This window comes from Streptomyces sp. NPDC019443, assembly GCF_044389785.1.
Taxonomy (GTDB): domain Bacteria; phylum Actinomycetota; class Actinomycetes; order Streptomycetales; family Streptomycetaceae; genus Streptomyces.
In genome coordinates this window covers 318,083-332,456 of sequence record NZ_JBIRYJ010000003.1, presented here as the reverse complement: position 1 = coordinate 332,456, position 14,374 = coordinate 318,083, and the positions used below count along the sequence as shown (strand labels likewise).

The 14,374-nt window shown below is 69.8% G+C and carries 10 protein-coding genes and 1 pseudogene; 5 read left to right on the top strand and 6 right to left on the bottom strand.

All coding sequences use genetic code 11. The features are described 5' to 3' along the window. Nucleotides 1-30 precede the first annotated feature (30 nt). On the bottom strand, nt 31-1,023 hold the full coding sequence (gene dhaK, locus ACH492_RS11910) for a dihydroxyacetone kinase subunit DhaK (protein ID WP_398985340.1): 993 nt from the start codon (nt 1,021-1,023) through the stop codon (nt 31-33). A 289-nt stretch (nt 1,024-1,312) separates the two neighbouring features. On the opposite strand from dhaK, the gene ACH492_RS11905 reads away from it, so the two are divergent. Both ACH492_RS11905 and ACH492_RS11900 read left to right on the top strand, forming a co-directional pair. Continuing rightward, the gene (locus ACH492_RS11905; RefSeq protein ID WP_398985338.1) at nt 1,313-1,939 is read left to right on the top strand and encodes an RNA polymerase sigma factor; all 627 of its coding nucleotides are present in this window, start codon (nt 1,313-1,315) and stop codon (nt 1,937-1,939) included. After that, complete coding sequence (locus ACH492_RS11900) at nt 1,936-2,643, top strand: hypothetical protein (RefSeq protein WP_398985335.1); 708 nt, start codon at nt 1,936-1,938, stop codon at nt 2,641-2,643. Before ACH492_RS11905 ends, ACH492_RS11900 begins: the two co-directional genes overlap by 4 nt. A 20-nt stretch (nt 2,644-2,663) precedes the next feature. Here the strand turns inward: ACH492_RS11900 and ACH492_RS11895 are convergent, their stop codons facing one another. The 3 genes and pseudogenes from ACH492_RS11895 to ACH492_RS11885 all read right to left on the bottom strand — a co-directional run. Then, entirely contained in the window at nt 2,664-3,575 is a 912-nt protein-coding gene (locus tag ACH492_RS11895; protein ID WP_398985333.1) for a hypothetical protein, read from the bottom strand. A 144-nt stretch (nt 3,576-3,719) separates the two neighbouring features. Then, entirely contained in the window at nt 3,720-6,407 is a 2,688-nt protein-coding gene (locus tag ACH492_RS11890; protein ID WP_398985331.1) for an FG-GAP-like repeat-containing protein, read from the bottom strand. A gap of 237 nt (nt 6,408-6,644) precedes the next feature. Further along, nucleotides 6,645-7,051, bottom strand: a pseudogene (locus tag ACH492_RS11885) (2OG-Fe(II) oxygenase); the annotation flags it as partial. Nucleotides 7,052-7,137: 86 nt separating this feature from the next. Between ACH492_RS11885 and ACH492_RS11880 the strand changes: the two are divergent. Then, nucleotides 7,138-7,518, top strand: a complete 381-nt coding sequence (locus ACH492_RS11880) for an STAS domain-containing protein (RefSeq protein WP_398985329.1) — start codon at nt 7,138-7,140, stop codon at nt 7,516-7,518. A gap of 29 nt (nt 7,519-7,547) precedes the next feature. After that, nucleotides 7,548-7,994: an ATP-binding protein gene (locus ACH492_RS11875; RefSeq protein WP_398985327.1), complete on the top strand. Its 447-nt coding sequence runs from the start codon at nt 7,548-7,550 to the stop codon at nt 7,992-7,994. 28 nt (nt 7,995-8,022) lie between these two features. Here the strand turns inward: ACH492_RS11875 and ACH492_RS11870 are convergent, their stop codons facing one another. Beyond that, nucleotides 8,023-8,901: a SigB/SigF/SigG family RNA polymerase sigma factor gene (locus ACH492_RS11870; protein WP_398985325.1), complete on the bottom strand. Its 879-nt coding sequence runs from the start codon at nt 8,899-8,901 to the stop codon at nt 8,023-8,025. A gap of 174 nt (nt 8,902-9,075) precedes the next feature. Between ACH492_RS11870 and ACH492_RS11865 the strand changes: the two genes are divergently transcribed. Beyond that, nucleotides 9,076-12,018, top strand: coding sequence for a HAMP domain-containing protein (locus ACH492_RS11865; RefSeq protein WP_398985323.1), 2,943 nt, complete (start codon nt 9,076-9,078; stop codon nt 12,016-12,018). A gap of 29 nt (nt 12,019-12,047) precedes the next feature. Here ACH492_RS11865 and ACH492_RS11860 read toward each other — a convergent pair whose 3' ends face one another. Next, nucleotides 12,048-14,318 (bottom strand): SpoIIE family protein phosphatase, encoded by a 2,271-nt coding sequence (locus ACH492_RS11860; protein WP_398985321.1) that lies wholly within the window; start codon nt 14,316-14,318, stop codon nt 12,048-12,050. Nucleotides 14,319-14,374 lie beyond the last annotated feature (56 nt).

Here is a 14,374-nt window from a genome sequence, read left to right as displayed (position 1 = left end):
TGGGCGGGGCCGTGCGCAGGTCCTTGACGGTCAGCGGCCCCAGCGGAGCGCGGGAGTCTGCACCGGCGCGTCCCACAGCCGCAGCAGCTCCTCGTCGACCTGACAGAGCGTCACCGAACAGCCTGCCATGTCGAGCGAGGTCACATAGTTCCCGACGAGCGTACGGGCGACGGGAACTTGGCGCTCTGCGAACACCCGCTGCACCTCGGCGTTGAAGCCGTACAGCTCCAGCAGCGGCGTCGCCCCCATGCCGTTGACGAGCGCGAGCACCGGGCCCGACGGCTCCAGATCCTCCAGTACGGCATTCACGGAGAAGTCCGCGATCTCCCGCGAGGTCATCATCGGGCGCCGCTCACGACCGGGCTCACCATGGATGCCGATGCCCAACTCCAGCTCACCCGACGGGAGATCGAAGGTCGGACTGCCCTTCGCGGGCGTCGTGCTGGCGCTCAGCGCGACACCGAAGCTCCGGGAGCTCTCGTTCACCTGACGGCCAATCGCCTCGACCCGCTCCAGCGGTGCACCCTCCTCGGCGGCCGCACCGGCAATCTTCTCGACGAACAGGGTCGCGCCGGTGCCGCGCCGCCCCGCCGTATAGAGGCTGTCGGTCACCGCGACGTCATCATTGACGAGCACCTTGGCGAGACGGACACCCTCGTCCTCGGCAAGCTCGGCGGCCATGTCGAAGTTGAGGACGTCGCCCGTGTAGTTCTTGACGATGAACAGCACCCCCTCGCCACTGTCGACAGCGGCGGCCGCCCGCGCCATCTGGTCCGGCACCGGGCTCGTGAAGACCTCTCCCGGACACGCCGCGGAGAGCATCCCGGGCCCGACGAAGCCGCCGTGCAGCGGCTCGTGCCCGGACCCGCCCCCGGAGACGAGCCCCACCTTGCCGGCGACGGGTGCGTCACCCCGTACGATCACCCGGTTCTCCACATCGACGGACAAGTCGGGGTGCGCGGCTGCCATACCGCGCAGGGCGTCGGCGACGACGGTCTCCGGCACATTGATGAGCATCCTCATGAGTACCTCCTGGTGAGCGCGGCCGCGCTTGTGAAGATCGCGGACCGTCGTATCGACGCCTTCATGTCCGCCTTCTCTCGGTAGAGGGCGGCGGTGGTCGACAGGCGGGCCTTTCCGCCCGCCTTCTATAAAGAGGGTAGATCGCTCAGACCTCGTTGGGGGTGCAGCGGCACCCCGTCCTTCCGCGGCGTCGCTTCGAACAGCTGTGACACTTCCGTGATTCCTGGCGCAGTGATCTATGGGGGACGTCGGCACAGGCGTGCCGTGTCAGCACGATGAAGAGGAACGAGTGGGCAAGCTTGGGGGCGGCCGCCGTGCACAGACGTACGACGGAGAGCTGGGTGAGGCGGTCGAGCGGGCGCAGGAGGGGGACGAGGGCGCCTTTGCCGCCGCCTACCGGCTGGTGCATCCCCCTCTCCTCGGCTTTTTGCGTGGTCTGGTCGGGGACGACGCCGAGGACGTGGCGTCCGAGGCATGGCTCGAGATCGCTCGCGATCTGGGGCGGTTCCGTGGAGATGGAGCGGGGTTCCGGGCGTGGACCGCGAGCATCGCGCGCAACCGTGCCATCGACCATCTGCGTCGGCTGAAGAGCCGTCCTCGAGCCACGCTCTTCGAGAGCGAACTGGCCGAGCTCCCGGCCAAGCAGGACACGGCCGGTGAGGCATTCGAATCCATCTCCACCCAGCAGGCCCTCGCATTGATCGCGAAGCTGCCCCGGCAGCAGGCGGAAGCGGTGCTCCTGCAGACGGTTATCGGCCTCGACGGGGCGTCGGCAGCACGGGTGCTGGGCAAGCGGCCGGGAGCGGTACGCTCCGCCACGCACCGCGGGCTGAAGCGGCTGGAGAAACACCTGGCTGCGCTTCAGCCCATGCGTGTGACAGATTCGGACTCTCGTGCGCTGGGAGAGGGGAGATGACCGAAAACCGACCCCGAGGTGCCATGAACCCCGAGCAGCAGACGCCGACGCTCGAGGACCTGCTGGCTGCCGCCGCGCGTCCCATGCCTTCCCCGGCGGAAGGCGAGGTGCGGGCCGTGGCCGCATTCCGGGCTGCGCATGACGAAGGCGCGCCGGCCGCACTGACGCGACCCGAGGACGACTGGCGCCCGAAGAGCCCGGGCGCAGGAACTCGGTGGATCAAGGTGGGCATCGGTGCTCTCGTCGCGGGATCCATGCTGGGCGGGGTGGCGATGGCAGCGGGCGCGATCCCGACGCCGTTCGGCGAGCCGCCGCTCAGGCCGGGGCCGACGTCGTCACGCCAGGCGGAGAAACCGGGGGAGCCGGAGCCCCCGCCGACGAGCGGACCCGGCGCCCGCACCCCCGGTGGGCGACCGCCGACGGCGAAGGACGATCTGGCGCACTGCCGCGCTTACGAGTCGAAGGAGGGGCGGGGCGCGGCGCTGGACGGCACCGCCTGGCAGCGGCTCGAGGATGCGGCGGGCGGCCCGGACGCGGTGGCGGCGTACTGTGCGCGGCTGTTGAGCGAGCAGGCTGTCAAGGCGTCGCCGCAGGCACGCCCGCCCAAGGGCGAGGGCGGCAGGAAGTACGCGCCGCCCACGGAGCAGCAGGGCGGATCGGACAATGGAGCCGCTCCGACGAAGAAGCTGCCGGGCAACCAGTAGCCGGGCAACCAGTAGGCGCCTCACTGCCCGTAGCTCATGAACCAGTGTGCGTCGAAGTGCCGGGCGGTCGAGCACGGGTGCCGCCGGTCGGTGAGCATGCGGAAGATGAACTCCGCGGTCGAGCCGTCGAACCGGATCCAGTCGCTGTAGTCGTCCTTCGTCACCAGGATGGGCCAGCGATCGGGGTCCGCCCCCTCCGTCAGCCAGTAGAACGAGTCCTCCCGCTCGCTTCCGGCCCACTGCAGGAGCCCGCCCGGGGCAGGGAACAACCGGTGCGGCGCCCACATGCTGTTGCCGTCCTCGCTGTCCCATGAAGCCATCGACAGGGCATGCTCGACGATGTCGGGGCACCCGGACGGACCATTGGGGAGGAACATGTCGAGACAGCCGTCGAAAGAGCCGCACCCGAAGATCTGAACCAGTTGCTTGTAGTCGCCGGGCAGACCGATACCCAGCCACGCCTCGGCCGTCTCCCAGCCGACCGTGTGCGTCAGTTCCCGGTCCTGGCCCGTGACGAAGACGACGCGGTCGACCCAGGTGGCGTCCTCCGGAAGCTCCTCGAGTGCCGGGGCGGCCCGATGCGCGACGAGAACCACGGGCCGTATGCCGTTGTCGGCGGCAACGATGCCGCAACCGATCCACCGGCTGCCGTACGCCCATGCGTACATCTCTCTCACGCGCTCCCCGAAGGGGGCAAGGAGCGGCAGTCCGGTTCTCTCGGCGAGCGTCGGCGCACTGTGCCCGCGCCTGACGAGCGGGCGCGGCCGACCGTACCGCTCGCTCACCGCGTCGAGAAGGCCGGGCAGACGTGGTCCGCCGGAAGCGTTCAGACACACATGGCCCGCCGCATGCCCGGGCTCACCGCATTCGAGCTTCCCCGGGTCCCTATGGGTCAAGTGGTCTACTGCCGCAAGCAGTTCACGTTCATTCATCGCGGGTCGCCTCATCCAGTCCTTGAGCGCGCAGTCCCTGAACGCGCAGTCCCTGAACGCGCAGTCCTTGAGCGCGAAGAGCTGGCCGGCCGCGCGGACCGGGCCCGGGGGGCCTGGGCCACGCAGCCGGCCGGCGTCGGTCGATTACGGCGTCAGCACCTGGCCGATGCGGACGCCCGCGGGCGCGCCCAGCGCCGCGGTGCCGTAGTACACACCCGACGAAGGGATCACGCCGGACGTGCTGCTGTTGTCGATCTGAAGGATCGTGCCGTTGTTCGCGTCCTCGCCGTCCGCGCCGATGGCCAGGTCCGCCCGCGTGTAGCCGGACAGGTCGGTCAGCGAGACGGATGAGCCGAGGCGGTCGCCGGCCTCGGCGTCACCGGGGATCCCGGTGGTGTCCTGCGTATAGGCGAACGAGCCGGTGCCGGTCGGGCCTGCGGCCGAGCCGCGCAGCAGGATCACCATGCCCGCGTCCGCGCGAGTGACCCCATTGCGCGTGATGTCCTCGCCCGGCACGCCGGTCAGAATGTCCGCGTACCCGTCGAGGTTGAGATCGCCTACGGAGACGGCGGCACCCATGTCGTCACCGGTCTCGCCCGCCTCCGGGACACTGGCGGAGTCCTGGTGAAGGGTGATCCGGCCCGTGGAGGTCAGGCCGGTGGCCGAGCCGAGGACTACCGTCACCGCGCCGCCCTTGGCTGTCGTGCCGGACTCGGTGGCCGAGGGCTGTCCGACGGCGAGGTCGGTGTATCCGTCGCCGTTGATGTCGCCGGCCGCGAGGGCACGGCCGCCCCGCGCGTCGAGGATCCCGACCCGCTGCAGGCCGGACGCGGAGCCCTTCAGCCACAGCAGTCGCGAAATCCCGGCCGGGTCACGGAAGTTGACCGCGACGTCGGCGTAGCCGTCCTTGTTGAAGTCACCGGTGGCGGCCGAGGCGTAGGCGACGGCCCCGGTGTACGCGGCGGTGTTCAGCAGGCCGGACTTGGACGCGCCGGTCTCGGAGTCGTACGCCCACCAGCGGCCCGGCACACCCGGAGCGACGGAGAAGACGTCCGCCTTGCCGTCGGCGTTGAAGTCACCTGCGGCGACCGTGGTGCCCAGCTTCTCGCCGTTGGTACGGACGGCGGCATCGGTCCAGTACGCCTTGCCGCTGTTGAGCGCCGGGCCGTACAGGACGCTGACGGAGCCGGTGTCGACCTGCGACGCCAGTTCGTTCTCGCCCGGGACGCCGATGACCAGGTCGGCGTAGCCGTCGCCGTTGACGTCTGCGTACGCAGAGGACGCGCCGAAGGCGTCACCGCTCTCGGAGCGGCCGGGAACGCCCGCGCTCTCCTGGTTGAGGGTGCGCTTCCCGGCGTCGGTCGGGCCGTTGACGGTGCCGGGCAGGACGGTGACCGAGCCGTCGCCGCTCGCGACCCGCGGCAGGCCGGCGACCAGATCGGTGATGCCGTCCCGGTTGAAGTCGGTGGTCGGGATCGCGGAGTTGCGGCCGGGGCCCGCCGCGAAGTCACGGATCGAGGAGAGCTTGGCGTACAGGTTCTTTCCGGGGCACGCGGTGGCGAAGCCGTCGCGGTGACCGGAGACGGTGTTCAGCGTGGCCTGCTGGCCCTCGGTGTACTTCCCGGTGTTGCCCTGGGCGGTCAGCGTCACCGTGCCCTTGGGGTTGCCGCCGTACTGGCCGAGCTTCCAGGCGGCGACGCGGGCTGCCGACTGCAGCGCGGCGGGGGTCGGCTTCCCGGCAGGCTTGCTCGTCGCGGCGTCGCCCTCGAAGTCACCGAGCAGGGCGATGCCGGTGGAGTAGCTGTTGAAGCCGTAGGTGTGCGCGCCCTTGACCGGCAGGTCGACCCCGCCGCCGCGGCCCTCGAAGATCTGGCCGCACTTGTCGACCAGGAAGTTGTAGCCGAGGTCGTTCCAGCCCTCGGACTTGACGTGGTACGTCATGATGCCGCGGACCAGTGCGGCCGACTCGGCGCAGCTGTAGTTGTTCGAGCCGACGGTGTGGTGGATGAAGACGGCCTGCACCTTGTCGATGTACTCGGCGGGGTCGTCGACCATCGACTCGTCGGCGCCCCACTGGGCGCGGTTGACGATCGGCGGCTGCTTCACGGTCGAGGGCGGCGCGGTCGGCTTGGTGGGCGTCGGGGCCGGCGTCTCGGTCGGTGTCGCTGTGGGGCTTGCCGTCTCAGTCGGGATGCTCGTCGGCGAGGCCGTCTCGGTCGGGGCCGCGGAGTCCGTCGGAGTCACAGGGTCGGTCGGCGACGCCGGGTCCGTCGGGGTGACCGGATCGGTGGGGGAGGCGGACGGGGTCTCCTCCGCGAACGCGGCGTTGTCCATGAGCGGCGCGGCCGGGTTCTTGGCCTCGGCCTTGCTGAGGCCCGGGTCGACCATGTGCAGCTTCAGGTTCTTGGGCAGCGCCTTGCCCGAGTCGACGCGTACCTGCACGGCGGTGGACGGTCCGACCCACAGCGGCTCGGACGCTCCGCGGTCGGCGCCCTCGGCGCCCTCGGGCCGGTGTGCCTCCAGGTCCAGCGCCTGCCAGCCGGACCACTTGCCCGTCTCGGCGCTGCGCGTACGCACCTGGGCCGTGCCCTCGACCTCGGCGGCCGAGCTGTCCCAGCCGATGCCGACGAGGGAGAACGGCTCGGTGTCGGTGTTCGGCAGCTCCCTCTTCGTGGCTCCGCCCTTGGCGAGCTCGAGCGTGCGCAGCTTGGCCGCCCGCTCCTCCTGGTGCGGCTTCTTGGGCGCATCGGACGGGTTGGCGGTGGCTATGGTGACCACCCCCGCCCCGCCGAGGACCACAGCGCCCACGGTCAGCCAGACTCGGCGCTTCATGCTCAGTGGTCTGTACGCATGCGACGTACGCGGGCTCAAGTGCCCCACCTCTCCGCTAAGTTCACTCGTGGCCCGCCCGTCACGTGGGCGGCCTGCAATACCCAGCGCGCCCTGCCGCCAAAACATCACGGGTCACAGCAAGAAGTGATGTGGATCACTTTCGGGCCCTGGCTGTCGGTGCGGGGCCGCGTGGCCTGCGAACTGCGCCGCGGCAGCGGCTCGGCTCTTCAGGTGGCCGTCGTGGAAGACCAGACCCAGGGTGTGCCGGTGGTCCGAGCGGGCCGCGCTGACGCCGTGCCGGACCGGAGAGGCGGACCAGCCGCGCCTGGAGTTCACCGCGCGGTCCCGGGTGGTGAAGATCAGGCCGTGGCCCTGCCGCAGATGGTCGCCGTCCCACGGGACCGGGCGCGCGGGCGCTGTTCCACGAGCAGGAACTCGCCGCCGGTGCAGCCGACGCCCGCCTCGTCGAGGCCGATGACGACCTGTAACGGGAAGACCGCGTCGCCGAACAGGTCGCGGAGCAGGGCGTTCCAGGCGCCGAGGGGTCGCGATAGCGGCTGCTGGCGGGATTCGGACGTCGCATTGCGGTGCTGTCCAGCGCCTCCTCGACAGGCTGCCGCCCATAGGGGCCACGGAATAGAACGGCGTATTCCGGGCACCCGTCCCAAAAGAGGGCCATCGCACAGCCCCGCCGCCAGGGGAACATGCACGGAACGAGAGGTGGTGCGTCGTGGCTGGACGTGCCGACGCCGCCAAGAGGCGCCTCATGGTCGCCGTCCGGCAGATGCCGGCTCAGGATGCTTTTGTGCTGACACTCGCGGGTGAGCTCGACCATGATTCGGTCGAGGCGCTGCGCGAAGCCCTTGCCGACGGCTTGGCGTCCGGGGCGGGCCGGATTCTGGCCGACTGCTCGGACCTGCGGTTCTGCGACTCGACCGGGCTGAATGCTCTGCTGCACAGTCGACTCGCCGGACGCGAGGCGGGCGTTCGACTGGAACTTGTCGCCCTGCAACCGCCGGTTGCCCGCATGTTTGAGATCACTGGGGCGGGCGCCGTCTTCCGTATGCACGCGAGTCTCGACGAGGCTTTGGCGGAGAGTTCACAGAGGTAGACCGTCCACAGAGAGTGGAGGAGGAAGTCGTGAGTGTCGTCCTCCCGTCGCGGGGGCAGACCCGCCGGCTCGCCCTGTACGGCACCGAGGGTGTCGTAGGGCGCTGCCGGGACTTCAGCCGGGACGCCTTGATCGACTGGGAATGGATTCCCGCCGCGGACGAGGACGGCCAGGCGGTCGTCGAGGATGTGCTTCTGCTGGTGTCCGAGGTCGTCACCAACGCCTGCCTGCACGCCCACGGACCTCAGGAACTCATGCTGCACTGCTCACCTGACCGGCTGAGGATCGAGGTCACCGACGACAGCCCGGTTCACCCGCGGCCGCGCCCGTTCGCTGCGGCTGTCCCCGGCGGTCATGGTCTGGTGGTCCTGGACAGGCTCGCCCGGAGCTGGGGCTCCGTACCTCGTGGGACCGGGAAGGCGGTGTGGGTGGAGGTCGCAGCGCCGACCCGTTTGCAGGGGACTCGGCAGCAGTAGCGAGCAGTAGCGCTACCCGCCGACCGTCTCAACCGTCACCGTCGTCCAGCAGCAGGGCCTCGCGCATCAGCGTCAGGACACGGGCCAGCAGCCGTGAGACATGCATCTGCGAGATGCCCAGCCGCTCACCGATCTCACGCTGCGTCAGGTCCTCGACGAACCGCAGGGACAGAATCAGCCGGTCCCGCTCGGAAAGGGTGGCGACCACCGGCTTCAGCGCCGCGATGCATTCCACCGTGTCGAAGGCATGCTCGTCCTGGCCGAGGCAACGTTGCGCCGGGCCCGGAGCCTGGTCGTCATCGAGCGGCGCGTCCAGCGAATGGGTGCTGTAGCCGTTCGCCGCCTGCCGGCCCTCCCGCACCTCCGCCTCGTCGACGCCCAGGTGAACGGCGAGCTCGGCATCCGTCGGCGGGTGCCCCAGCCGCTGCTCGAGTGTGTCCGACGCCCGGGCGATGCCGATGCGCAGCTCCTGCAGCCGTCGCGGCACCCGCACAGCCCAGCTGGCATCCCGGAAGAAGCGCTTGATCTCGCCCTCGATGGTCGGGAGCGCGAAGGAGACGAACTCGACCTCACGCTCGAGGTCGAAGCGGTTGATGGCCTTGATCAGGCCGATCGTGCCGACCTGGAGGATGTCCTCCATCGACTCGCTGCGGTGCGAGAACCGGGTCGCGGCGAACTTGACGAGGCTGAGGTTGAGCTCGACCAGGGTGTTGCGCACATACGCGTACCCCGGTGTGCCCTCCTCCAGTGATGCGAGCCGCTGGAACAGCGATACGGAGAGTGCCCGCGCGTCCATGGTGCCGATCGTCCGTGGGTCCGGGATCTCCGGAAGGTCGAGAAGCGCCGGCGGGCGTGGGGTGGGCGCGGCGGAGACGGCGGAATCGCGGGTGCGCGAGAGGCTGGACATGAGGCTCCTTCGACGCTGCTGGGTGATCGTCGTGTGAGCACCTCTGGCATATTTACCCGAATGGCGCGTTTTGATGCCTTATGCCCCTGTGGGGAGCGGCTGGCTCCGGGGTGTCCGTCACACCCCCACGTGCGAGAGTGGACGTGTCGTCGGTCGTAGCAGGCGAGGTCAGCGATGGATTCTGTGCACACCTCCGGTGAACGGCTCGGTCGCCCATCGGCGGAACTGAGCGAAGAAGGGCTCCGGAAACTGCTCGCGGGGCTCACAGCAGTACGTGACGGCGACTTCTCCCACCGGCTGCCGGACGACGAGGCGGAGCTCCTCGGCGAGATCGCGGCTGTCTTCAACGGGATGGTTGACCAATTGTCCCTGGTCACGTCCCAGGTCACCCGGGTCGCCAGCGAAGTCGGCGGCGAAGGGCGACTCGGCGGCCACGCGCGCGTCCCCCAGGTCAGCGGCGTATGGCTGGAGCTCACCACCGGCGTCAACACGATGGCCGACAACCTCACCTCTCAGGTCCGCTCGATATCCCAGGTCGCGTCCGCGGTCGCGCGGGGTGATCTCGACCAGAAGATCAGAGTCGACGCCCGCGGGGAGATCCTGGAGCTGAAGGAGACCATCAACACGATGGTGGAGCGGCTGTCCACCATGGCGGAGGAGGTCACGCGCGTCGCCCGCGAGGTCGGCACGGAAGGAAACCTCGGCGGTCAGGCGACGGTACGGGGCGTCTCGGGTACTTGGAAGGACCTCACCGACAACGTCAACTCCATGGCGAACAACCTGACCAATCAGGTACGTAACATCGCCCAGGTCACCACGGCCGTCGCGGAGGGTGATCTGACCCGCAAGATCGATGTCGACGCGCGCGGTGAGATTCTCACGCTGAAGACCACCATCAACACCATGGTCGACCAGCTGTCGTCGTTCGCCGCCGAGGTCACCAGGGTGGCCCGCGAGGTCGGCAGCGAGGGCCGGCTGGGCGGCCAGGCCGAGGTGGAGGGTGTCTCCGGCACCTGGAAGCGGCTCACCGAGAATGTGAACGAGCTGGCCGGAAACCTGACCCGGCAGGTGCGTGCCATCGCCGAGGTGACCAGCGCCGTCGCCGAGGGTGACCTGACCCGTTCCATCACGGTGGAGGCTCCGGGCGAGGTCGGTGACCTCAAGGACAACATCAACGCCATGGTCGAGTCACTGCGCGCGACCACCCGCGCCAATGAGGAGCAGGACTGGCTCAAGACCAATCTGGCTCGTCTCTCCTCATCGATGCAGGACAGCCGCAACCTCTCCGCGGTCGCTGAGCTGATCATGGACGAGGTGCCGCGGCTGGTCTCCGCGCCCTACGCCGCCTTCTTCCTGGCCCAGGAGACGCCCGACGGGCGCGACACCGAGCTCGTCATGATGGCTTCGTACGGCGGCCCCGACGGCCCGGACAAGCCCCCGCGCCGCTTCCGGCTCGGACAATCGCTGGTCGGCCAGGCGGCGCGCAGCAGGCGTACGCTCACCGTCGACCATCTGCCGCCCGGATACGCGACGATGTCCTCCGGTATCGGCTCGGCCGAGCCCACGACCCTGATCGTGCTGCCGATCGTCGTCGAAGGCCAGGTGCTCGGAGTCATGGAACTCGCGGCGCTGCGGCCCTTCACCGGCATCCACCGGGACTTCCTCGACCGGTTCAGCGAAACGGTCGGCGTCATCGTCAAATCGCTGATCGCCAGCGCCCGTACGGACGAGCTGCTCGAGCAGTCCCAGCGCCTGACGAGCGAACTGAGCACCCGGTCCCAGGAGCTCCAGTCGCGCCAGGAGGAGTTGCAGCGTTCCAACGCCGAACTTGAGGAGAAGGCAGCGCTGTTGGTGGAGCGCAACCGGGACATCGAAGGCAAGAACCTGGAGATCGAGGCCGCCCGTCAGGAGATCGAGGCCCGCGCACTCCAGCTCTCGCGTACGTCGATGTACAAGTCGGAGTTCCTGGCCAACATGAGCCACGAGCTGCGCACACCGCTCAACAGCCTGCTGATCCTCGCCCAGCTCCTCGCCCAGAACGCGGAGGGCAACCTGACGGAGAAGCAGGTCGACTACGCCGAAGTCATCCACTCCGCGGGTTCCGATCTGCTTCAGCTGATCAATGAGATCCTCGACCTGTCGAAGGTCGAGGCGGGCAAGATGGACGTCCATACGGAACCTGTCAACTTGTCCCGGCTGCTGGACTACGTCGAGATCACCTTCCGGCCCCTGGCGAGCGAACGTGACCTGCAGTTCCAGGTGGTCAGGGCGCCCAACATGCCGGAAGCCGTCGTCACCGACGAGGCGCGACTGCGGCAGGTGCTGCGCAATCTGCTCTCCAACGCCATGAAGTTCACCGAGCACGGACGGGTCGAGCTGCGCGTCGAGTACGCCGACGACGATGAGCTGGCGCATTCCCTGCGCGGCCACCCAGCACTCGCGTTCAGAGTCTCCGACACCGGAATCGGCATCGCCGAACAGCACTTGGAGACGATCTTCGGAGCATTCCAGCAGGGAGATCTGGCCACAGGACGGCGCTACGGCGGTACGGGACTGGGGCTGTCCATCAGCCGAGAAGTGGCTCAACTCCTCGGCGGCGAGATAGGGGTGACGAGCAGGATCGGTGAGGGGAGCAGCTTCACGCTCTACCTGCCGGTCGGCGGCGTCGGTCGCCCGAAGGAGCAGGCCGCGAGCGTCACTGGGCGGCGGCAGGAGGGCGGCCCCCGTCCGCAGGAACCGACGCTGACCGGGCGGGTGGCGCTGATCGTGGACGACGACGAGCGGAACGTCTTCGCGCTCACCGCGATCCTGGAGCGCGAGGGCATGCGCGTCCTGCGCGCGGACAACGGCCGAGCCGGCATCGAGCTCCTCGCCGCGCACGGCGACGTGGAGCTGATCCTGATGGATGTGATGATGCCCGGCATGGACGGGCTCTCCGCCACCGCCGCGATCAGGGAGATGCCACGCTTCGCCGAGGTCCCGGTCATCGCGGTGACCGCCAAGGCGATGCCCGGCGACCGGGCCAGGACGCTGGCCGTCGGAGCCAACGACTACGTCACCAAGCCCGTCGACGCGGACGAGCTGATCGCCAGAATCCACAAATGGCTGGGCGCCTGACGCGCGCAGGGAGCCTTCAGCGGGAGCCTTCAGGACACGCGCAGGACGACCAGGCTGGTGTCGTCGTCCGTATCGCCGGTGACGACGCGCAGCAGCCGGTCCGCCTGCTCGTCGACGCCGCCGGGCGCCAACCGCTCGGCTGCGCGCCGCAGGACGGCCAGACTCTCGTCCAGCCCCGCGTGCCGCCGCTCGACGAGCCCGTCGGTGTAGAGCAGCAGCGTGTCCCCGGGAAGCAGCCGCGTCATGGTCTGTGTGTAGATGGCGCGCGGCAGAGCTCCCAGCAGGATGTTGTGCGGGGCGTCGAGCAGTTGGGCGCGCCCGTCGCGCAGCAGCAGCGGCGGCAGATGGCCGGCGCTCACCCAGCACAGGGACCGGTCCGCCGGTTCGTAGATGCCGCAGACCACAGTCGCGGTCGGATTGCCGTCCATGTGCAGCGCGAGGTCGTTCAGCCATTCCATGAGCCGGCCGGGGGAGTTGCCCGTGAAGGCCAGGCCGTGCAGCGCGTTGCGCAGCGAGACCATGCCGGTGGCGGACTCGATGCCATGGCCGGCCATGTCGCCCACCGCCAGCAGGATCCGGCCGTCGGGCAGCGGCAGTACGTCGTACCAGTCGCCACCGACGCGGTATTCCTGGGCCGCCGGCCGGTAGCGGGCCGCGACCTGGAGACCGGGCAGCCCCTCCAGCGCGGGCCCCTCCGGGACAATCGCGCGCTGGAGCTGGAGTACGACCTGGTGGCGGAGCGCGGCCTGCGCCTGGGCGGCGGTCAGCTGGTCGAACGCGGCGGTGAGCGCGAGCTCGGTGCGGTGCTGCGCGGAGACGTCCTGATAGATGCCCGTGATGCCGGTGAGGACACCACCCGTCAGCAACGGCTCGGCGGCGATGCGCACATGACGCAGCCCACCGTCGTCCCGGACCGTCCGCACGACGGTCTGCGCGCCCACCCGGCGCTCGATCAGAGCGACGAGCAGGTCATCGAGAGCGTCCGCCTCCTCGGGATGGAGTCTCGGCCCCAGCAGCCGCAACGGGATCGGCGCGGTGCCCGGCGGCAGCCCGAAGATCGTGTACGTCTCGTCCGTCCAGCGGGACTCGCCGCTGACCAGGTCGTCCTCGAAGGGCCCCAGATTCTCGAGGTGATCGAGGATCCGCACCACAGCCAGGCCGGGATCCGTTGCCGCGTGCCAGAGCACAATGCTGCGGTCCGGCCCGACCGGCAGTACGCGTACATCGAGCAGCGGGTCGGGGCCGCCGGGACGCAGCTCCGCGGGAATTCGCGCCGCACGCTGCGGGGTCGCGCCCGACCGCGCGGTCTGCACCAGACGTACGAGATGGGCGTGGGCGGCCGGGAACACCTGGGCCAGTGGCCGCCCCACCGGTCCGTGAACTCCCCCGGAGGACTGCAGCGCCGCCGGGTTGAGGTACTCGACGCGCAGCACGGACGTGCCGGGGTCGGCGCGCAGAGTCATGGCCGGATGGGTCAGCAGGTCGAGCAGCGGGCCGAGCAGCGGCGGCTCGGCGGCGGCCTCCTGGGGACCCACGTCGAGCATCCGGGCGGCCGTGTCCATCAGGCCCGTGAGCGTCCGGCGCACAGGGTCGTCGAGGTCGGCGGGACCTGGCCAGACGATCAGGGCAAGGCCCGTGACCGATCCATGGTTCCAGAGCGGCAGGACGGCTCTGGCAGCGTCCGGAGCGGGCCCCGGAAGCCGCTCGACCGGCGGCGGACCCGCAGGGAGCCAGTCGGGCGAACCCCGCGCCAGGACGCGGTGCAGTGCACCCTTGGCCTCCGGGGGGATCCACCGCCAGTGGGACGCCTCCAGCGCGGAGACGCCCGCGTGCCCGACCAGCTGCAGGCAGTCGGTCGTCGTACGGCGCCACAGGAACAGGGCCACCGCGCCGAACGGGCGCAGGCCGCTTTCCAGCAGTGCCTCGGTGACCTCGTCGATGGTGTCGAAGGACTCCGCCGCCGTCTCCGCCCTGCGCCTGCGCCGTGTATCCGCAGGTGATTCCGTTTCGTCCGGGGTGTGGGCCACCACGGTGCCGGATGCGGCGTTCACGATGTCGGCCGCGAGGTCCTCGGGGCCGATCCCCGTGGAGTCGGCGAGCCGGGCCAGGTGCTCTGCCGCGTCGGGAGGCGGTGTGGAGAGCTGGGCCACCAGGATTCCGGCGGCCAGATCCAGCAGATGGCGGCGGGCGAGATCGCCTCGCAGGGCCGCGACCTCGGCGGTCAGTTCCGCGACCGCGGCACAGAGGTCATCAGTCCCGGCCGGGGGCTCGGGGGGCGGCGCCTGTTCGGGCATGATCATGACTGCTCCAGCTCGGGGAGGCCGTGCAATCGCGAACCGGATTCTACCCTCGCATA